Genomic DNA, 20278 nt, shown 5'->3' on the forward strand with positions numbered 1-20278 from the left:
TTGTTGTTTTGGCATTGTAGAGATCCGCTCCTTGGCATAATAGGTCTATTCTACAAGCCCTTATTTTTATTGTCCAACTAAGTGTAGCCGATCCATGATGGTATAAGGGAAGGGAGCGAAGGGGCAGAGGGATTCTGGAGAAACGATAGTGTTCGCTTTTAAAGCAAGATTCCCACCGCAACCATTAATAAAAACAAAGGAATCAGGCTTTAATGGCGATCGGAAGAACCTTCTGCCCCGCAGCGTCTCCACTCATGGGAAGTCATGCATTGATTTCGGTGTTGAGCCGAATAAGTATGAACAATCATATATAATTTTACGAAAATCGGATTTTTGGACGATTATGGTCAAAAAATCATATATAATCGACGAATTTTCGCAATTCTAGAATAATATGTACGAAAAATCATATATAATCGATTGAATCACCCATATCAGGAAAAATATATATGAAAAATCATATATATTGAATGGACCAGGACTTTGCTTGACTGTAAAGGAGAGAAAAGCGGAGGGGCAGAGGGATTCTGGAGAAACGGCAGTGTTCGCTTTTAAAGCCAGATTCCTACCGCAAACCTCAATCAAATAAAGGAATCGGGCTTTAATGGCGATCGGAAGAACCCTCTGACCCGCAGCGTCTCCTCTCGCAGGAAGTCATGCACTGATTTTGGTTTATTAATCGCCGATGACAGTACCAAACTTTTTCATCAATGCTTGGGATATCTGAATGGCTTCTTCACGATTTTGTGCCGGAGCGGTTATCATATATCCATCTGTTGGCGTCCATTGCTTGTCCTTATCATTTGTTAGAACTATGGAGAATTGGCTGAATGCATCGTTTATATAGGCAGCCCCATAGAAATACATATCGGCGGCTATACTTCCGCTGTCGTCATTAACACGAAAAGGCGATACGATCGAACCAAAATTTTCGCCTGTATAATGCAGCATTAATTCAGCTTGATCCTTGGGAATCTGAGGGACTTTTTCTCCTTTTACATCGACTACACCTTTAAATGATTTCTTGCCATTGATATGGTTTCGCAACTTTCCATTAAGATGCAGCTTTACATTCTCAATAATGCCTTCTTCCCCTAATTGATAATAAACCCCATCCAATGTTGCGTTATAACGTTTAGGCGTGAGATACCAGATTGCAGCAACTGATAATACTAGAACTGCTGCCGTCGCAACAACCGTCACAATTTTGAACTTCATGCGATGCTCCCCTTGAATATGTGATAACCTCTTGTTCTTATTCGCTATCATGTTTTCATATTCCTTGCCGTTAGTCCAAAGGATGGAGCAGCTTACAAAAAAACGCCTGCGGTCCGCTCCGCAGGCGTTTTTCAAAATATATTTTATAAAGGGGGGTCATGGGTTTATTTTAACCGCGCAAGCTGAAGCGAAGCTGAACGCAATATTACATTTTGATGACAAAGACAAATAAGCTTGTCGCGATTAAACTCTTTCGTGCTTTTTCTGATACTGCTGCGGAGTGGAACCCGTCCATTTTTTAAAGGTAGCGCTGAAATGACGCTCATTATGGTAGCCGATCATTTTGGAGACGGCGTAGATTTTATAGTTTTTGCGCAGCAGCTCTTTTGCCCGTTCTACGCGGTACTGATGGAGAAAATCAAGAAAGTTGACGCCGAGCTCCTGCTTGAATAAAGAGCTTAAATACGAATTGCTCACGAACGTCTCTTTGGCGGCAAGCTCGAGCGTAACATTCGTGTTGTAGTTGTCCTTAATAAACTCGATTGCGGCTCGGACTGTGCGATGAAGCACCTTGCGACCGGAGGCGGCGATAACGATACGTTGTACGACGCGTTGCAGGATCGCGGAGCATTCGTCCAGCGTTTCCGCCTTGGCGATGATCTCGATCCAGTCGATCCCTTCCCCCTGCTTTCGGCTCTCTCTGCTCTGCTGCTCCGATTCGTGAGCTTGCCCCTGTGCGCACGCTCCTGCAGGCTCAGGAAAGTGCTCCTCCTTGAATTTGAGCAACACAAGCACAAGGCCGGTTAAGCGCAGGATGACTTCCGATCGCGTATAACGGGGCTGATCTTTTAAATAACGGATTCCTGAATGTATCGTATCGACTGCGTGCTCATAGTACTCCTGACGTAAAAAAATGATCAGCTCCTTTTCCCAACGGTGCAGGAACAGGTCGTCCAATATGGAAAGAGAAGCGTCCTGCTCACCGCTCGCCTGCGAATGAAGAAAAATACCGCCTTTGCCTCGATAAAAGCGTCCTTTCATCGCCTCCAGCGATTGTTGATAAGCAGGCTGGGCGAAATCCGCAGATCGATGCGGGGAGCTGAGCGACAAGCTGAAGCTGAGCTTCAAATAGTCCTCCAAATTCTGCTGTACGTTTCTCATCATCGCCTCCCGGTCCTGAGCGGTTCCCGTGCTCGGACTGTTGCCAATCCACAGCAAATCCTCCTCATGGCGAAACACCTCGACATAGCCGCCGTAAAAAGGCAGCAGCGATTCGTTGACGATATTTTGCACCGCATAACGGATCAGCTCCAGATCCTTGATCGAGGCGGGGACCGCTGCGCTGCCGATTTCGGCGTCCATCCGTACGATCCCCAGTTCAATTGGCTCTGGGCGAAGCGAAAGCTGCGCCTCGCTTATGGCCGAGTCCCGGTTCTCCAAAGGCAGCAGAGGCTGCCGAATCCACTGCGACAGAATCTGGTTTTTCAGCAAATGAATGTTGCGGCTCCACGCGCGATTGAACTCAGTAGGCTGCGCAGACGCAAGTCCCGACGCCTTCATCTTCTGTTTGACGTCCATGATGACCCGAACAATGTCATTCGGCATAAACGGCTTCAAAATGTAGTCAGAAACGCCAAGTGCTATTGCTTCTCTCGCGTATTCGAATTTATCGAAGCCGGTTATAAGCACGCTGTGGAAGGAGGCGCCGAATGCTTTGGCGGTCCGAATCAGCTCCAAGCCGTTCAAGTAGGGCATCCGAATATCCGTCAGCAGCAAATCCGGTGAATCACGTTTGATGAGCTCAAGCGCTTGCCGGCCGTTCTCGGCCACCCCGCAAATTTCCATACCGTAAAGCGGCCAGTCGATGGAGCGGATTAAGCCTTCCCTAGCTGATTGTTCATCCTCAGCAATTACGACTTTAAGCACCATTTCTTGCCCCTCCTTGCCGAATTCGAATTTGCACCCGCGTTCCGATTCCTTCCTTGCTTTCGATCTCGAATGCCGACTGCTCATAATACAAGGACAGACGTTCTTTAATATTGGATAAAGCCATTCCCGAACCTCCGCTGCTGGATGAACGAAGCGAGGCGGCCGGCGCGGCTAGCGCCTGCCGGATTTCGGCGAGCGTCTCCTTCGGGATGCCGGGGCCGTTGTCGGCAACTTCAAGGACAATCCAATCCTTGTCGGTATAGGCTCGCAAATGAATATTGACCGGATGCTCGGCCAATTCGATCGCATGCACGATCGCATTCTCGACAAGCGGTTGGAGCAGCAGCTTTGGCATTTGAAAATGCTTCAACGCCTCATTGGTCTCGATCTCGAAATGAAGGCGATTCGTATACCGTTTCTGTTGGAGAAACAAATAGTGCCGCACAAGCTCGATTTCCTGCGCCAATTCGATATCGTGATTGCCGCTGTTTAAGCTAAGCCGGAACACTTGCGACAGGGAGACGACCATGTCGGATATTTCCCGGTCGTTGTTGCGAACCGCACTCCAATGAATCATATTCAAGGTGTTGTACAAAAAATGCGGATTGATCTGCGACTGCAGCGCCTTGAGCTCGGCTTCACGCTGCTTTAAGCCTGAGGCGTAGACATCGTCGATCAGCAGCTTGATGCGTACGACCATTTTGTTGTAGAGATGGCCGAGCAGCCCGATCTCGTCGTAGCCGGAGAGCTCTACGCGTTGCGTAAAATCGCCGTTCTGCAGCGCCTTCATGGATAGCATCAGTTGTTTCATTGGGTTCGTTACGAAACGGGCGATCTTCCAGAAGAGAAGTATCGCAATGATGCTGACAATAAGCATAATGCCGAAGGTGACGAAGCGAATGTAATTCAATTCAGAGAGAAGCAGGGCGCGCTTCTGAACGACGACGGTATGCCAGCCCGTCGTCTCCGAGACTGACTCGGAGACGATCAGTTTATCATTTGCTTTTAAAAGACGGAGTCCGTCGGCCGGGGCCAGCTCCACTACCGCCCGGAGCTCGCCTCCAGCTCCGGCCGACGCTGCCAGCAGGGGCAGCTGCGTAACCGGCTGGCCGATCCATTCGAGCTCGGAGGCGGCGAGAACGGTTCCATTTTCATCTGTAACAAATTGCACGTCATCGCCCGAATCGTGATACAGCTTGCGGCTGAGCCGATCGGCATCCATACCGACTACAATCAAACCGGTCTGCTCGTAGGTGTATACGTTTTTGTAAGGCTGTATGAGCATGATTTTGTAGTGAGAGTCTCCCGTAAGTACATGATCGGACGGTGCGAGCAAATCCCATTGCCGCTTGCCTCCAGAAGCTATAAATCTTTTGAAATAACCTGTTGCTTGGAACTTCTCATAGCTAATTGCGCTTGCGATGCCGGTGTGGGTAATGACGAACGGGCTTGCGGAGCCTTGTTTGGGAAAGGGGTATAACAGCAGCGATTGGATGGATTCCCCGGTAACCATAAGAGGCACCAGCGTTTTTAGCGCTTGGTCGCGGAGCTTGGGCTCGTCGCTGTGCGACATCGCTTGTATGGATGGGTTGAGAAAGCTGTAATTGGCGAAGCTGATCATGTTGTTCGCATAATAGTCGAGCTGGTCCCTCGTCTTTATGGCGATATTTTGCTGAGACTGGCGCGTTTTTTCGATTACTTCCCGCGAAGCGATGAGGTAGGAGTAGAGCCCCGTGATGCCGACGGTGACGAGCAGCAGGGGGATCATAGAAATAAGCAGTTTTCGCTGCAACGGCAAATTGCGGAAATGCGAGAAAAGGGTGGTCATAGAAGGCTCGCCTCTGCTCATATAGGGTAGATAAAGCCAGTATAGCAAATCTATTCCGTTTCGAGCGAGCGCTTTTTATTATTTAAAAAATGAGGCACCCGATCATAAAAATGGCGCCTATTTTCGTCCGAGCCCCCTCTATATACTAAATTTGTATTTCGGCTTCTTCCTAAGAGGCTATCGAAATGTGACCCCCAAATTTAGGAGGTAGAGGATGAGAATTAAAAGATGGTTATCGCTAGTCAGCGCGGCGGCAATTGCTCTCAGCTTATTTCCCGTCTATCCGAGCGTATCCCAAGCGGCCGTGCCGCCTTCGGCCAGCGGGGCGACGAACAGCATTTTCGGACCGAACGTCTATGTGTTCGACCCGTCGATGGACAACGCGAAAATTCAGCAGGACGTCAATGCGGTATTTACCCAGCAGGAGGCTAATCAATTCGGAACGGAACGGTATGCACTGTTGTTCAAGCCGGGAAGCTACAATGGCGTAAATGCAAAGTTCGGCTTTTATACGCAGCTGGCCGGACTCGGCCAAAACCCGGACGATGTTTTTCTAAACACGGTCAATGTGGACGCCAAGTGGCATAACGCCAATGCAACGCTCAATTTTTGGCGATCAATTGAAAATCTGAGCTACGGGGACCCGACGAAGGATGCATTCTTTGCCGTATCTCAAGCGGCTCCGATGCGCCGCATTCACGCGAAGACGAAGTCGCTGCTGCTGTTCGACTTCGATCCGAATTGGAACGCCGGATGGGCGAGCGGAGGCTTCATTGCCGACTCGAAAGTCGATTCGAACATCATTCCAGGCTCGCAGCAGCAGTTTTTCTCCCGCAACAATGATTATGCCAAATGGGATGGTTCGCTATGGAATATGGTGCTGGTCGGGGATAAGAATCCGCCGGCAAACACATTTCCTACGCCGGCCATTACCGTTATCGATCAGACGCCGGTTATTAAGGAAAAGCCGTACTTGTACCTAGACGGCTCCCGCTACAAAGTATTCGTGCCCTCGCTGCAGTTGGACCGCAAAGGGGTAAGCTGGGCGAACGGCCCCACGCCGGGCGCTTCGCTGGACGTCGAGACCGAGTTTTACATCGCGCAGCCGGGCGTGACCGCAGCCGAGCTGAACGAACAGCTGAATAACGGCAAAAACCTCATTTTAACCCCGGGTGTTTATCACTTGGACGATACGATTACGATCAATCGGCCGAATACGGTCGTGCTGGGCCTCGGCCTCGCCACGATTGAGACGGATACAGGGAAAACGGCGATGAAGGTTGCCGACGAGGAGGGCATTAGTATCTCCGGCCTTATGTTTGAGGCTCCTTTAATCAAGTCGGACGTATTGCTGGAGGTTGGGGACGGCAAAAATGAAGCGGATCATTCCTCCAATCCGATCCTGCTGTCCGATCTGTTCTTCCGGGTCGGAGGAATGGATGCCGGTACGACGGACGTATGTCTGATCATCAATAGCAACAACGTCATCGGCGACCATTTCTGGATTTGGCGGGCCGATCATGGCGACGGCGCGGAATGGGACAGCAATGTCAGCAAAAACGGGCTTATCGTGAATGGCGATGATGTAACGATTTACGGTTTATTTAACGAGCATCACGAGGAGTACCAGACGCTGTGGAACGGCAACGGCGGCAGAGTCTATTTCTATCAGACCGAAATTCCATACGATCCGCCGACACAGGAAAGATGGATGAGCCATGACGGAACGGTCAACGGGTATGCCTCTTACAAAGTAGCCGACCATGTAACCAGCCATGAAGCGTGGGGGCTCGGCATTTACTCCAATTTCACGGCCGGACCCGTTAAACTGCACAATGCGGTGGAGGTGCCGAAGACCGAAGGCGTCAAGCTTCATTCCATTACGACGGTCTTTCTCAGCGGCATCGAGGGCAGCGGCATTACCCATATCGTTAACGGGACCGGAGGAAGCGTCGTTTCCCACGACCCGATGACGCGGACGATGACGCATTATGCAGGCGGCGACACAACGCCTCCGACCGTACCGTCTAACTTGACGGCGACGGCGGTTTCCGGCGAGCAAATTAATTTGACATGGACGGCGTCCACCGATAATGTCGGCGTCGAGGCATACGAGATTTACCGGAATGGGGTCAAAATCGCTTCAACCGGACTGACCTCCTACTCGGATAAAGGCTTGAAGCCGGAAACGGATTATGTATATACAGTCGTTGCGAAGGATGCCTTCGGCAACCAGTCTTCCCCTAGCGCTCCTGCAAGTGCTAGGACGTTAAAATTGTGGACTGAGCTCAGCAAATACGGCTGGTCGGTAACGGCGTCCGATAATAACGGCGCAGACGGCGAGAATTCGCTTCGGATCATCGACGGGAATACCGCCAATAACTGGGGCAGCGGCAGAGCGATGGCAGCCGGAATGAACTTCGTCGTTAATTTGGGCGAAGCCAAAAAATTCGGCAGAGCCGTATTCCAGTCGAGCGGAAACGATTATGCTCGAGGCTATGCTGTGTCCGTCTCGAACGACGGCGTCGATTGGGGAACGCCAGTTGCTGTTGGTACGGATGCAAATCGTACGGTGAGCGGCAATGTATCAACGTATACGGCGGACTTCCCGCAAGTAACTGCTCAATATATTAAAGTGGAGCTGACGGAGGTTCCAGCGGGTATTACTTCTTGGTGGGGCATTAACGAGTTCAGCTTGTATACAGATAAAGAAGCGCCGCTCGACCGGAGCGGGTGGACGGCGACGTCCAATCCTTCGAATTCAGACGGCTACAAGCTGCTGGATGGCAATATATCGAGCCGCTGGTCGTCGGGCACGTTCGGGGTGCCGGGCCACTGGATCGTTATCGACATGAAGAACGAACAGTTCTTCAATAAAATCGTGATGGATTCGACGGGCAGCAACAACGACTACGCTCCGGCCTATTCGATTTCTGTTTCGGATGACGGCCAAACCTGGGGAACGCCAGTCGTCCAAAATCGGACGGCGAAGGGACCTCTCATTGTAACGGAGCTCCCGGACCAGACGGCCCGTTATGTGAAAATCGAGCTGACCGCTGCAATGACCGGCTGGTGGTCGATTCATGAAATCAGCGTGTACCGTGACGCATCGGTAGCAATCCCCGTATCGAGCATACAGGTGAGCGGGGTGCAAGGCGCCGAAGCGATTACGACGAAGAACGGCAAGCTGCAAATGGCGGCGAACGTCACACCTGCTTACGCAGACAATACGGCGGTTGTCTGGTCCGTTGCGAACGATGACGATACACCAACGGATAAGGCGACAATCAGCGCGGACGGTTTGTTGACCGCAGCGAAGAACGGCGTAGTGAAGGTAACGGCTTCGGCCTTGGACGGTTCGGCTGTTACCGGCAGCAAAGCAATTACAATTAGCGGTCAAAATTGGGTAACAGGCATCACGGTAACCGGAGCGGGCGGAGCAAGCGAGATTACGTCGCTTGGCGGCCAGCTGCAACTGAGCGCGGCGATACAGCCGGAAGACGCAGATGCGAAAAATGTTACCTGGTCTGTATCAAATGAAGACGGCACTTCAACCGATAAAGCATTCATTAGCGCAGACGGCTTGTTGACCGCGCAAAAGAACGGGACGGTTAAAGCGATAGCTGCGGCGACGGACGGGTCCGGCGTGAAAGGTGAATTGACGATCGCACTGTCCAATCAGAATGTACCTGTCGCTTCGATTACCGTTAGCGGAGCGGGCAATGCAACGACTATTGCGACGAAAGGCGGTACGCTGCAAATGACGGCGGCTGTTGCGCCTGCCAATGCGGAGGATGCAACCGTTGCTTGGACTGTGACGGATGAAGACGGGACGGCCACGGATAAAGCGACGATCGGTGCAGACGGTTTATTGACTGCCTTCGCCGACGGAGTTGTCAAAGTAATTGCAACCGCGAATGACGGTTCGGGAGTTAGCGGCGAGCTTGCGGTAGCCATCAGCGGACAGTCTGGCGATGCGGAACCTACGCCTACGCCATCGCCGACAGCAACACCAGAACCGACAGCAACGCCATCGCCGACAGCAACACCAGAACCGACAGCAACACCAGAACCGACAGCAACGCCATCGCCGACAGCAACACCAGAACCAACAGCAACACCAGAACCGACAGCAACGCCATCGCCGACGGCGACGCCAGCACCAACGGCAACCCCGGTACCGACGGCGACCCCGTCGCCGACGAGTCCATCGGGTCCATCGGGTCCGTCCGGTCCATCGGCGCCAACGCCGACACCGACGGCAACGACGAAGCCGCTCTTGGCGCAGCAGCAGCTCATAAGTGCATCGGATTTGAAGGGAACCAACGGGAAAGCCGTTGTGACGCTCGGAGCCGGGAAGACGGAAGCGGTTATTCCGGCGAATGCCGCTCAATCGCTGGCCGCTGATCTGCAAGTCCGCGTCGGAGAAGCTTCCGTGACGATACCGGCGGCCGTTATTCAACAGCTGGCGAATCAAGCGCAAGGCTCCGCCGCAGACTCGAATGTTATTATTAAACTAACAGCTGACGGCAGCGGCGGTTATGACATCGCATTTGTGCTGATCGATAAGAACGGAACGGAACGAAAAGCAAGCCCGGCTTCAAAACCGATAACGGTAAGCCTGCCGATTGACGGGACTATTAAAGATAGCGAGCTGGCTGGCGTATACGTGTACGATGAAGCCTCTAAAGAATGGAAATATGTCGGCGGGAAGCTGAGCACTGACGGAAAATCTATTGCGTCCGACCATTCGGCATTCGGCAAGTTTGCTATGAAAGAGTACGATAAATCGTTCGAAGACGTCCCATCGTCGCACTGGGCATACCGGACCTTGAAGGTGCTTGCCGCCAAACGGATTGTCACCGGCGTTACGGATACGAAGTATAACCCGAACGGCGAAACGACCCGAGCGGAGTTCGTGGCGCTGGTTGTCAGAGCGCTCGGCATTCAGCCGGGTGCGGCGGGGAATACCTTCTCCGATGTGAGCGATGGAGCCTGGTATGCAAAAGACATTAAAGCCGCTTATGAAGCCGGACTGATCAAAGGATTAAGTCATTCAGCCTTCGGACCAAACGAGAAGATTACGAGAGAACAGATGGCTGTGCTGCTCGTTCGCGCCTATCAATATGTGCAGGGTCAACAAGCGGTTGACGGCGATAGTCTTGACGCATTCCGGGATCAGGAACAAATCTCGGCTTGGGCAAGGACCGATTTAGGTCTGGCGGTTGAGCTTGGCATCATGCAGGGGCAGACGGGCGGCGTGTTCTCGCCTCAAGCCCATGCTACGAGAGTTGAAACTGCCCAGGCTGTCTACAATTTGCTTAAAGGATTGAACTCTTAAAGAGAGAATTAAATCGATTGACGATGGTATACGGAGGCTGTCCCTCATAAAGGGCGGCCTCTCTTTTTTATTTAATGGCGATCGTAAGAACCCTCTGACCCGCAGCTTTCCTCTCATAGGAAGTCCAGCGCTGATTTCGTTTTCGAGCTTTTTCTTGAGAAAAATGGAATGAAATCTGTAGTATGCATCGTTTTGAGGTTGGGGCGCGTCCGCTATAATGAAAGAAGGACAGGAAAGCGAACGGGAAGCGTCAATCATCAGGAGAACGCCTGTTTAATGGATAGCGGCGGAGGGATACGATGAAGAAAACGTTCGTTTGGCTGCTTTTATCGATAGCCGTATATACATCTGTATCTTGCTCGAACGGCGGCGGGCGGGAACAGCAGCGCCTCGATTCGCCCTCTACGGATACTGAGAAGAAGGCGAAGGCGGCTGTAAGCGGACAAATTACGCTGAAGTTTTTCACCGCGCTTGCCGACCGCACGAACGGTATCGGAAAAGTTGAACAGCAGCTTATCGACGATTACATGGCGGAAAATCCGAATGTAAAGATCGAGGTGGAGGCGCTGCAAGACGAGCCGTATAAAGCAAAAATGAAGGTGTACGCATCTACCGAGACGGTCCCTGATATCATTCAAACATGGGGCCAAGCCTCATTTATCAAACCTTTGATCGACCATGATCTGCTGCTGGAGCTGAATGCGCCTGAGTTCGCCGGAAGCGGGTTTGTTCCCGGAGCGATGGACGGATTTATGCAGAACGGCAAAGTGTACGGCATGCCGCGGAGCGCGGACTTTCTCATCCTCTATTACAATAAAAAGCTATTTGCCGATAATGGCGTAAAGGTGCCCGAAACCGAGGAGGAGCTGCTGGAGGCGGCTATTCAGCTCAAAAACAAAGGCATCAATCCGATAACGACGAATGCGCTGGAGGGCTGGTCGCTGCCGATTTGGTTTGAATATGCGGCGCAGCGGCGTTCCGGCGATTTTAATAAAATGGATCGTGTTCTAAGCGGACAGGGCGTATTTTCGGACGATGCCGATTTTTTGGCGGCAGCCGAATACTTGCAGTCTTTCGCGCACCATAATGCGCTTGCCGAAGGTTTTATGGCGGCTGACTACGGTACGTCCCGCAATTTGTTCGGGCAGGGGCAGACGGCGATGTATTTGATGGGAAATTGGGAAGCAGGGCTGTCTGTGGATGAAAATTTTCCTGAAGAGGTCCGCAACCAAATGGCGGCGATTCCATATCCGATATCGCTCCATGCGAAGGCGACGGACGTAGCGGCATGGTTCGGCGGCGGCTACTCCGTTTCGAAAAACTCGGCGCATCCGGAAGAGGCAGTCGCTTTTCTGCGTTATTTTTTCAAGCCGGAGCATTGGGCCAAGCAGGTGTGGCAGAACGGGGCCGGTATGCCCGCTCAGCAAATAACAGATTACTTGACGGGCGACGAATCGGCCCTTCAACTGCAACTGGTCGATCTGTTCGGTTCGATTACCTCGTCAAGCGGAACTCCGATGCATGACAAGGGTACGGACGAATATAAAGCGAAAGTGATGGAAGCGCATCAGAGGCTGCTAGGCCGGCTAATTGAGCCGGAGCAATTTCTGCGTGAGCTTGACGATGCGGTTGCTTTAATGAAGCCGTAATGCGATCTGCTGCAATGAGAAGGAGACTCTGGGTGACGCATGCGTGAAGTCCGTGATGGACTGTTAAATATAATTGACATCTGCAGAAGGTTCTGCTAATGTCGGCAACAGATAAAGGCGGGTGGAATGGGTGATAGTGGGAATCGGACATGATGTGACCGATATGGATCGCGTACAGGCAATCGTCGCGGGAAAAGCGGGCCGACGCTTTCTCGAACGGATATTGACGGGCCGGGAACGAGAACGGATCGAAGGCGCCGGAGACAAGCGCGTTGCGCAATATGCGGCGGGAAGATTCGCAGCCAAGGAGGCGGTCGTCAAGGCGCTCGGCTGCGGAATCGGCGAGATGTGCGGTTTTGCCGACATCGAGATTTTGCCCGACAAGCTGGGCAAGCCGGAATGCCGAGTATCAGAGGCCTCATTGCGGAAGCTGGGCTACGATCCCGGCACACTGCGCATTCACATTACGATTACGCATGATCGGACCATTGCTTCCGCAGTTGCGGTTGCAGAAAGAACGGACGTCTAAAAGAAAGGCGGGCCTATGCCGCAAAGCACCGATGCTTTGCTCGTTCATAGACCCGTCTTTCTTTTATTTTTTTCCAGCGAGCCAGGCGGCCAACTGAGCGATTTCCTCGTCAGAGAGCTTGTCCTGGAATGCAGGCATTGTGCCTCCTTCACCGGAGCCGTTTTTCACTTTGGCGATTATATCTTCCTCAGTTAGTGTAGCCCCTACCTTCTGAAGGTTCGTTTGAGCGCCGATTCGTCCTTGCAGCTCGGAGCCGTGGCAGTTGATGCATTTTGCTTTATAGACGGCAGCTGTTTTGGCAGGAGCGTCCATATGACTCGTCGGCTTGGAGCCGCCGCAGCCGGCTAGCAGTACGGTGACTGCGCCTACGCATAGTAGCAGGCCGGCGAGTTTCGAATGTTTCGTTTTCAGAGAGCGGTCATATCGTTTAATCATGGAATTCCTTCCCTTCAACAAGCTGCAGGCTGACTAGCCAAAATGAAACAGCAGCCGTATTTTCATATGAATTTCATCGGCAAATCGATATAATAGAATGAGATATGATGCCGAGCTTCAACATAGATGGGAGCAACAATGATACCAACAAACGAACGTATTGTACAACATCAATTCATGCAATATCAAGCTGAGGTCATTATGGCCGCTTATCACGAAATTGCTCCGGGAGTCAGCGAGAGCAGACATGAGGCGGATTACTACCGTTTATGTTATATAACAAGAGGAACGGCGCATTTGGCCATTGACGACAAAGAACTTCATGATGTCGTTCCCGGTCGTCTCTATCTATTGCAGCCAGGTGGCAGACAGAAATATACGGTTACAGGCAGCGAGTCACTATCCGCTTATTGGTGCCATTACCGAGTAAGCGGAGGAGAGAAGCCTCTAATGCATTCTTTGTCGCTGCCCTTGTACATCGAGATAGAGGACGACAACGTCGTTATCCAGCAGTTTAGCAAGCTGATTGCATCGTTTCATTCGGCATCGCCGACCGGAATATTAGGCGTGCAAGCGATGCTGCTCGAACTGATGGAACGATATCTTCAAGCCGGCATACAAGAGGATCAAATTGGCCTATTGATGCCTGATACTGATAAATGGAACGACGTGCTTTTGTACATCGACTCCAATCTGCATCGCAATATTCAGGTCGAGGAGCTGGCCAAGGTAACCTTTTTGCACCCGAATTACTTTATTACTTCATTTAAAAGCTTAATGGGCTGCTCGCCCATTCAATATGTGACGCAGCGCCGGCTGGATGAAGCGAAGCGGCTTTTGTCCGGGACATGGATGCCGATTGCCGATGTTGCGCGTAAGGTAGGCATGCTGAACCACTATCTATCTCGTCTGTTCAAGAGGGAGACGGGGATTACGCCGATGCAGTATCGACGCATTATGCACGCCTTCGAGATAGGCGAGCGACAACTGGCGCATGCCGGGAAAGGACAGGATTGATGATGGAAGAGGCAAAGAGCTATTTCAGCCGTGAGCTGCTCGCATGGTACAGGAAGCATAAAAGGGTATTGCCCTGGCGGGCCAACCGAGATCCGTACCGCATCTGGGTATCGGAAATTATGCTTCAGCAAACGCGGGTGGACACGGTTATACCCTATTATGAACGGTTTATGGACCGTTTTCCAACGGTTCGTGCGCTTGCGGAAGCTCCCGAGCCGGAAGTTCTGAAGTGCTGGGAAGGTCTAGGCTACTATTCGCGGGCGAGGAACTTGCAAGCAGGCGCGCGTATGGTTATGGAGCTGTACGGAGGAGAAGTGCCTGATGACAAGACGGCCGTAGCGGGTTTGAAGGGTGTCGGCCCCTATACGAGCGGAGCGATTATGAGCATCGCCTTCAATCGGCCGGAGCCGGCAGTAGACGGCAATGTGATGCGCGTTTTGTCGCGGTATTTCTGCCTGGAGGAAGATATCGCGAAACCGGCGACGCGCGTCGGCATTGAGAAGCTGGCCGCCTCGCTTATTCCGGAAGGCGCCGCCGGCGATTTCAATCAAGGGTTGATGGAGCTTGGCGCGCTCGTCTGTACGCCGAAATCGCCAAGCTGTTTGCCTTGCCCGGTCATGGAGCATTGCGCGGGCCGTATTGCGGGCAGAGAACATGAACTGCCGATCAAAACGAAAGCCAAACCGCCGCGCCCAGAGATGAGGGCCGCGGTCATCGTCGCCGGAACGGGCGGCAATGCTGGAAAAGTACTCGTCCGCCAGCGTCCAGAAACCGGCCTGCTGGCGCAAATGTGGGAGCTGCCGCATGTGCTGTTGACGAAGGAGCAGGAGCGGTTGGCCGTATCCGCAATCGATCCCGAGGAAAGCGCGGAGCTTGGTGAGCTGCTGACGCGAGCGGTCGAAGAAGAGACGGGCCTTTTGATTCGTCCGAAGTCATGGTTGATGGACACGGACCATGTTTTCAGCCACATTCATTGGAAGATGCGGGTTATTGCCGCCGATCTAGGCGATCCTGCGGCAATCGAGGCGATTTCCGGTTCCAACCAGGAAGACCGATCCATTCCAGCGTTTCTTGCTGCTGAGAGCGCTGCGTCGTACGAGCCTGACGATTCTACGGACGGATCGCGTTATCGCTGGATAGAACCGGAGGATATGGCTGAGCTGGCGTTTCCAAACTTATTTTTACGCATATTGCGCGATTACTGGAGCGGCGATTCGGAGGAATAGGCCGCCATATTAAAGGAGTCTGGATATTCGATGAGTACGATGTTGGACCTGCTGTTGGAGCATAAAATTGTTGCGATTTTGCGCGGTGTGGAGGAACGGCACGCTAATCAAGCCGGACGGGCGCTGATCGACGGCGGCATTAAGCTGATGGAGATCACGATGAATACGCCAGGAGCGCTCGGTATGATCGACGGCTGGCGAGGCTTATTCGGCGAGGAAGCTGCCGTTGGGGCGGGTACTGTGCTCGATATTGGCATGGCCAAAGAGGCGGTTGCGGCCGGTGCGCAATTTATTATCTCGCCGAACTTGGACGAGGAGGTCGTCTATTACGGCCGAGAAAAGGGCGTGTCGGTATGGCCGGGCGTCATGACCCCGACGGAAATCGTGCGCGCTTGGAAAGCAGGAGCGGATGCCGTCAAAATATTCCCTATGGGAACTTTAGGTACGAAGTATTTGAAGGAGCTGCGCGGACCGTTGGACAGCATTCCGATGATGGCGACAGGCGGCGTTGACTTGGATAACATTTCTGAATATTTCGCCGCAGGTGCAAATGCGGTCGGCATGGGCAGTAAGCTGGTTAATCTGGACTGGATTCGGGAAGGCAAATTCGAGCAGGTAACCGAGCGGGCGAAGCAATTCGTCGATGCGGTACGGAGCTTGTAGAAGAAGAGGGAGATGCGAATGATAGCAGCTGCGGCAGGCTGGAGCCTTGCGGCTATTGCAGCCGTCGGCATGTTGGCGGGAGGCGTCTGGCGGATTGGGGCGAAAACCCAGCGCCCCCGTCTCGTTGCGATTACGGAAGAACCGGAAGACGCCGTTCGTTGGGAGCGTATCCGCTTCCGCAGCGGTGAGTCAGAGCTGGCGGGCTGGTTTATAGAAGGAGCCGATGGATTGGCGGCGGAAGCGGGCGGCAAGCTGCCGACAGTCATTATCGCGCACGGATGGGGCTCAAACCGCTCGCGGGTGCTTCGTTATGCGAAACCGCTCTATAAGGCGGGATTTTCCGTCTTTATGTACGATGCTAGAAGCCATGGAGAAAGTGATTCTGTAAAAGCGCCAACCGCGTTCATGTTTCGCGACGATTTGCTGGCAGCCGTTGCGGCGGCTAGAAAGCTGTCTCGTGTTGATCCCGAGCAAATTGCGGTATTAGGTCATTCGCTTGGCGGGGTTGGTTCCGTTCTCGCCTTGCAGAAGGGGCTTAAAGTAAAAGCTATCGTCACTGATTCGATGCCGGTTACCTTCGAGACGATGGTAGACTCGCAGTTGAAGAAGAAGGGGCTTCCGTTCTTCCCGCTAGGCTACTTGATTCCGGCTATTTGGCTGAGACGCGCCCGCATATCGCGATCGGAGGCTCGTCTCTCGAATGTTCCCGATGCGCTGGAGCGATATGCCGGCAATGCTGCAGAAGGCCGGACACCGGTGCTGTCGATCCATTCGACGGGTGACGACTTTATCCCCGCCAACGATTTGCGCCGACTTGAGCGCGAGCTACCACCCGGGCGCATTCAGACGCTGTTCGTGAACGCGACAGGACATAGCGCGTCTCAGCAGGACGAAGCGTTTTGGCGGAACGTTCTTCCGTTTCTTCGCGAGCATTTGTAACACGTCTCCGCCGTTGATACAGAAACCAACTCTGCTTGTATTCTCTCAATATGACAAAAGGCTCTGCATGCGCGGAGCCTTTTTTATTTGGCGTTTTATGTTTTACGTTTAAGAGCACGTTCTAACTGGTGAAAGTAAGAGCTTGAGAATAGTGCGACCGAATCTACTTATCTCTCAATAAAAAAAGAGATGCCTGCGGCACTAAGCCGCAGGCGCAAGAGAGAATATATAATAAAGGGGGGTCATGGGTTCATTATAGGAGAGCAAGATGAAGCGAAGCTGAGCGGAGTGTTACATTTACATTACAAACAAGGGAGCGCTTTCAAATTTTTGGACGATCCTTCCGTTTTCAACGGCGGCGGTTTGAGTCTCAGCGCACGGTGGGGAGGTGCGAGTGTCTACTACACGCATGGCGGTCGAATTACGGGCGCAATTATAGTTAAAGCCGAGCGATCGCTTGAGCCGTTTGCTGCAGCTGATTTTATTCTGCATTTGGAAAGTAAGAATTGCATATGACCTATTTTCAACTCACTTTATCGATGAATAAATGAGTAAAGGCAGTTATTTACTGTAGCCTGAACGTAAGTGTTGAAGGGTGCTGAAACGGCGATTCAGCAGAACCCTCTGCCCCGCAACGTTTGCCCTTTCTTGCAGTCAAGCGCTGATTTTGGTTTTGAGAAGGAATAACTGCAAAAAAGCAGTTATTTCTCCTTAATCAGACGGAACGGAGAGAATAACTGCAAAAAAGCAGTTATTTACCCCGGCATGAATGCAAAGGGGGGGAGGGCGCCAGAAATAACTGCAAAAAAGCAGTTATTCCTTAATTTTCTATTCAAACAGGAGGAAATAAATGCAAAAAGGCAGTTATTGATAGCGGCCTGAATCTAAGTGGTGGTGGGAGGGTACTTAAAATTAACGGCAACTTCAGTTTATTTCCTTTTTATTATTAGATTTGAGGGAATAGGAATAAATGCGTACAGCTAATATGACAAGGGCCCGCGAAAGGAGAGGGCAGCAGAGGGTCAGAGAAACGGGCGATGCTGGAGAAACGATAGTATTCGCATTTAAGCATTTAAGCATTTAAAGCCCGATTCCTGCCGCAAACCTGCATCAAATAAAGGACTGGACTCGGGCTTTAACGCGATCTGAGGAACCCTCTGACCCGCAGTATTTGCCCTCTCCTTTGCAGTCAAGCGCTGATTTCGGTAACGAGCCGAAATTCTGATCATTAGACTATTCTCGCTAGAATTCAAAAGGGAGCCCTCGTTCAACCGAGGAGCTCCCTTTTGTGTATTACTTGTAATAAACCTTATCCATATTGTAACGGGCTCTTCGCCTGTTAATAATAAACGTTTCGTAGATTTCGCGTTCGACAGCATCCTCAACGACGCAAACCTCGATTTTGAACACCTCGTCGCGCTTCGCTTTCATAACGGAGACGGAGTCTTCGAAATGCTTCTTAATTCTTGGACGCAGCTTCCGGGCTTTGCCGACGAACAGCAGCTCGTCCTGCTCATTATAAAACATAAAGATGCCGCCCTTATCGCGCGGAATCAGATGAAAATCGGTAAAGCCGTAAATATGACTCATTTGCGGGTCTTCCTGTTTGACAATCGTTACTTCCGGATCGGGCACAGTAATTTGTATCAAAAATATTCACTTCCTCTATCGTTATAAAAGGAATCGTACCACAGATCGGGCCACAAAACATCCGTCCTTTGCAAATAGGCCATATTTAACGAAAAGCCATGGATGCGACAGCGCCATAATGGGGTATTCTACCGGTATATTGGAATGAAGGAGCAACAAAATGACGATAAACCATTCACTCCCCCAGTACCCGGAATCCCTCTGGCTGGCAGCGTCGGACCTTCCGGCATACGAATCGCTTGCACACGATATTGAGGTCGATGCAGCCGTAGTAGGGGGAGGTATTGCCGGCATTACAACCGCTTACCTGCTCGCCAAGGAAGGCTTGCGAGTGGCGTTGGTCGAAGCAGGGCGAGTGCTGCATGGCACGACCGGACATACGACGGCGAAAATCACGGCTCAGCACGACTTGTTCTACGATCAACTTATTCAAAGCTCAGGAGTGGAAAAAGCGGGCCTTTATTATAGGGCGGCGGCCGACGCGGCAGCTTTCATCAAGCAGAAAATCGGCGAATACGACATCGATTGCGCCTATGAAGAACAGGACGCTTACATTTATACCAACTCCGTAGATTATAAAGAGAAGCTGGAGCGAGAGTTGGCGGCCTATGAAAAATTAGGCATTCCGGGTTCATATGCAGACAGTATCCCGCTTCCAATCCCTCATAAAGCGGCAATTGCAATGCACCGGCAGGCGCAGTTCCATCCGGTTCGTTACTTGCGGTCGCTGCTCAAGCGGTTCATTGAAGCCGGAGGAGTCGTATACGAGAATACGACGGCCGTTGACGTTGAGCAGGGTGCCGTTCACAAAGTAAAAACACTTGGCGGACCTGTCATCGCCTGCAAGTATGTCGTCTCGTGTACGCATTTTCCATTCTACGAGGCGCTAGGTCTCTATTTCGCTCGGCTGCATGCAGAGCGTTCCTATGTGCTCGGCATCCACTCGAAAGCCAAGTATCCGGGCGGGATGTTCCTGAGCGCCGAGGAGCCGAAGCGATCCCTCCGGTCAGCGCAAACGGCGGACGGCAAGGAACTGCTGCTGATCGGCGGACAAAGTCATAAAACCGGTCAGGGCCAATGCACGATACAACATTACGAGGAACTTGAACATTTCGCAGATAAGTATTTCGAGCCGGAGCAAATCGCATATCGTTGGTCGGCGCAAGATTTGATAACGGACGACGAATTGCCTTACATCGGCCCCTTGACCTCCGGCGCCAGCCGCATTTACACGGCTACGGGTTTCCGAAAATGGGGCATGACGACAGGGACCGCCGCGGCTATGCTAATTCGTGATCTAATAATGGAACGCGACAATGCGTACGCCGATCTATTCAGCCCGCAGCGGCCTGTCACCATGGCAGCTGCGGGAGCGCTGGTCAAAGAAAATCTCGATGTCGCCAAGCATTTGATTGCGGGCAAGCTGGAGCTGGTGCGCAAGACGCCGGACGAAGTTGGGAAGGACGAGGGTTGCGCCGTTAATGTGAACGGCAAGCGGGCAGGCGCATATCGGGATGAGGATGGCAAGCTCTACTTAGTGGACACGACTTGCACGCATATGGGCTGCGAGACCGAATGGAACAGCGGAGACCGCACTTGGGATTGCCCGTGTCATGGCTCGCGTTTTAGCATAACAGGCGAAGTCATTGAAGGACCGGCGGAGAAGCCGCTCAAATTGTTAGCGGACTAGGCGATATCAAGCGGAGTGTGAACATGAGACTCACTATAGCCTAGCTCAGGGAGATGCGCGAGCCAAAGAGCCAAAGAGCCAAAGAGCCAAAGAGCCAAAGAGCCAAAGAGCCAAAGAGCCAAAGAGCCAAAGAGCCAAAGAGCCAAAGAGCCAAAGAGCCAAAG

13 protein-coding genes are annotated in these 20278 nt (G+C 52.1%); 8 read left to right on the plus strand and 5 right to left on the minus strand.

The genetic code is table 11. The features are described 5' to 3' along the window. Positions 1–675: 675 nt before the first annotated feature. The 3 genes from ACFVTB_RS26895 to ACFVTB_RS26905 all read right to left on the minus strand — a co-directional run bounded on the left by ACFVTB_RS26895 (position 676) and on the right by ACFVTB_RS26905 (position 4975). Positions 676–1218 (minus strand): hypothetical protein, encoded by a 543-nt coding sequence (locus tag ACFVTB_RS26895; RefSeq protein WP_387756356.1) that lies wholly within the window; start codon positions 1216–1218, stop codon positions 676–678. 243 nt (positions 1219–1461) lie between these two features. Next, a complete protein-coding gene (locus ACFVTB_RS26900; protein ID WP_387756358.1) occupies positions 1462–3147 on the minus strand; it encodes a response regulator in 1686 nt (561 codons plus the stop codon). Beyond that, complete coding sequence (locus ACFVTB_RS26905) at positions 3137–4975, minus strand: cache domain-containing sensor histidine kinase (RefSeq protein WP_387756360.1); 1839 nt, start codon at positions 4973–4975, stop codon at positions 3137–3139. Before ACFVTB_RS26905 ends, ACFVTB_RS26900 begins: the two co-directional genes overlap by 11 nt. A gap of 214 nt (positions 4976–5189) precedes the next feature. On the opposite strand from ACFVTB_RS26905, the gene ACFVTB_RS26910 reads away from it, so the two are divergent. From ACFVTB_RS26910 to acpS, 3 genes are all read left to right on the plus strand, one after another. Further along, positions 5190–10316 carry a discoidin domain-containing protein gene (locus tag ACFVTB_RS26910; RefSeq protein WP_387756362.1) on the plus strand — a complete coding sequence of 1709 codons (5127 nt, stop codon included), beginning with the start codon at positions 5190–5192 and terminating at the stop codon, positions 10314–10316. A gap of 299 nt (positions 10317–10615) precedes the next feature. Then, positions 10616–11965: an ABC transporter substrate-binding protein gene (locus ACFVTB_RS26915; RefSeq protein ID WP_387756364.1), complete on the plus strand. Its 1350-nt coding sequence runs from the start codon at positions 10616–10618 to the stop codon at positions 11963–11965. 130 nt (positions 11966–12095) lie between these two features. Further along, positions 12096–12494: a holo-ACP synthase gene (acpS, locus tag ACFVTB_RS26920; RefSeq protein ID WP_387756366.1), complete on the plus strand. Its 399-nt coding sequence runs from the start codon at positions 12096–12098 to the stop codon at positions 12492–12494. Between the two features lie 63 nt (positions 12495–12557). Here the strand turns inward: acpS and ACFVTB_RS26925 are convergent, their stop codons facing one another. Continuing rightward, the gene (locus ACFVTB_RS26925) at positions 12558–12929 is read right to left on the minus strand and encodes a c-type cytochrome (RefSeq protein ID WP_387756368.1); all 372 of its coding nucleotides are present in this window, start codon (positions 12927–12929) and stop codon (positions 12558–12560) included. A gap of 138 nt (positions 12930–13067) precedes the next feature. On the opposite strand from ACFVTB_RS26925, the gene ACFVTB_RS26930 reads away from it, so the two are divergent. From ACFVTB_RS26930 to ACFVTB_RS26945, 4 genes are read left to right on the plus strand one after another with little or no spacing between them, the layout of a single operon-like run. After that, positions 13068–13946, plus strand: a complete 879-nt coding sequence (locus ACFVTB_RS26930; protein WP_387756370.1) for a helix-turn-helix transcriptional regulator — start codon at positions 13068–13070, stop codon at positions 13944–13946. A gap of 2 nt (positions 13947–13948) precedes the next feature. Next, positions 13949–15172: an A/G-specific adenine glycosylase gene (gene mutY, locus ACFVTB_RS26935; protein WP_387756403.1), complete on the plus strand. Its 1224-nt coding sequence runs from the start codon at positions 13949–13951 to the stop codon at positions 15170–15172. A gap of 30 nt (positions 15173–15202) precedes the next feature. Then, a complete protein-coding gene (locus ACFVTB_RS26940) occupies positions 15203–15835 on the plus strand; it encodes a bifunctional 4-hydroxy-2-oxoglutarate aldolase/2-dehydro-3-deoxy-phosphogluconate aldolase (protein WP_387756372.1) in 633 nt (210 codons plus the stop codon). Between the two features lie 18 nt (positions 15836–15853). Next, the gene (locus tag ACFVTB_RS26945) at positions 15854–16774 is read left to right on the plus strand and encodes an alpha/beta hydrolase (protein ID WP_387756374.1); all 921 of its coding nucleotides are present in this window, start codon (positions 15854–15856) and stop codon (positions 16772–16774) included. Positions 16775–18067: 1293 nt separating this feature from the next. Here ACFVTB_RS26945 and ACFVTB_RS26950 read toward each other — a convergent pair. Next, a complete protein-coding gene (locus tag ACFVTB_RS26950) occupies positions 18068–18424 on the minus strand; it encodes a nucleotide excision repair endonuclease (RefSeq protein WP_387756376.1) in 357 nt (118 codons plus the stop codon). A 160-nt stretch (positions 18425–18584) separates the two neighbouring features. Here ACFVTB_RS26950 and ACFVTB_RS26955 point away from each other — a divergent pair, with 160 nt between their 5' ends. After that, positions 18585–20114 (plus strand): FAD-dependent oxidoreductase, encoded by a 1530-nt coding sequence (locus ACFVTB_RS26955; RefSeq protein WP_387756378.1) that lies wholly within the window; start codon positions 18585–18587, stop codon positions 20112–20114. Positions 20115–20278: the final 164 nt, after the last annotated feature.

It is taken from the genome of Paenibacillus sp. NPDC058071 (assembly GCF_042885235.1).
Taxonomy (GTDB): domain Bacteria; phylum Bacillota; class Bacilli; order Paenibacillales; family Paenibacillaceae; genus Pristimantibacillus.

What these genes read in the sequence shown, in the direction of transcription:
- ACFVTB_RS26925 (WP_387756368.1), bottom strand. Translation starts at nt 12,929, where the DNA reads ATGATTAAACGATATGACCGCTCTCTGAAAACGAAACATTCGAAACTC.
- mutY (WP_387756403.1), top strand. Translation starts at nt 13,949, where the DNA reads ATGGAAGAGGCAAAGAGCTATTTCAGCCGTGAGCTGCTCGCATGGTAC.
- ACFVTB_RS26900 (WP_387756358.1), bottom strand. Translation starts at nt 3,147, where the DNA reads ATGGTGCTTAAAGTCGTAATTGCTGAGGATGAACAATCAGCTAGGGAA.
- ACFVTB_RS26910 (WP_387756362.1), top strand. Translation starts at nt 5,190, where the DNA reads ATGAGAATTAAAAGATGGTTATCGCTAGTCAGCGCGGCGGCAATTGCT.
- ACFVTB_RS26915 (WP_387756364.1), top strand. Translation starts at nt 10,616, where the DNA reads ATGAAGAAAACGTTCGTTTGGCTGCTTTTATCGATAGCCGTATATACA.
- ACFVTB_RS26940 (WP_387756372.1), top strand. Translation starts at nt 15,203, where the DNA reads ATGAGTACGATGTTGGACCTGCTGTTGGAGCATAAAATTGTTGCGATT.
- ACFVTB_RS26895 (WP_387756356.1), bottom strand. Translation starts at nt 1,218, where the DNA reads ATGAAGTTCAAAATTGTGACGGTTGTTGCGACGGCAGCAGTTCTAGTA.
- ACFVTB_RS26930 (WP_387756370.1), top strand. Translation starts at nt 13,068, where the DNA reads ATGATACCAACAAACGAACGTATTGTACAACATCAATTCATGCAATAT.
- ACFVTB_RS26905 (WP_387756360.1), bottom strand. Translation starts at nt 4,975, where the DNA reads ATGACCACCCTTTTCTCGCATTTCCGCAATTTGCCGTTGCAGCGAAAA.
- ACFVTB_RS26945 (WP_387756374.1), top strand. Translation starts at nt 15,854, where the DNA reads ATGATAGCAGCTGCGGCAGGCTGGAGCCTTGCGGCTATTGCAGCCGTC.
- ACFVTB_RS26955 (WP_387756378.1), top strand. Translation starts at nt 18,585, where the DNA reads ATGACGATAAACCATTCACTCCCCCAGTACCCGGAATCCCTCTGGCTG.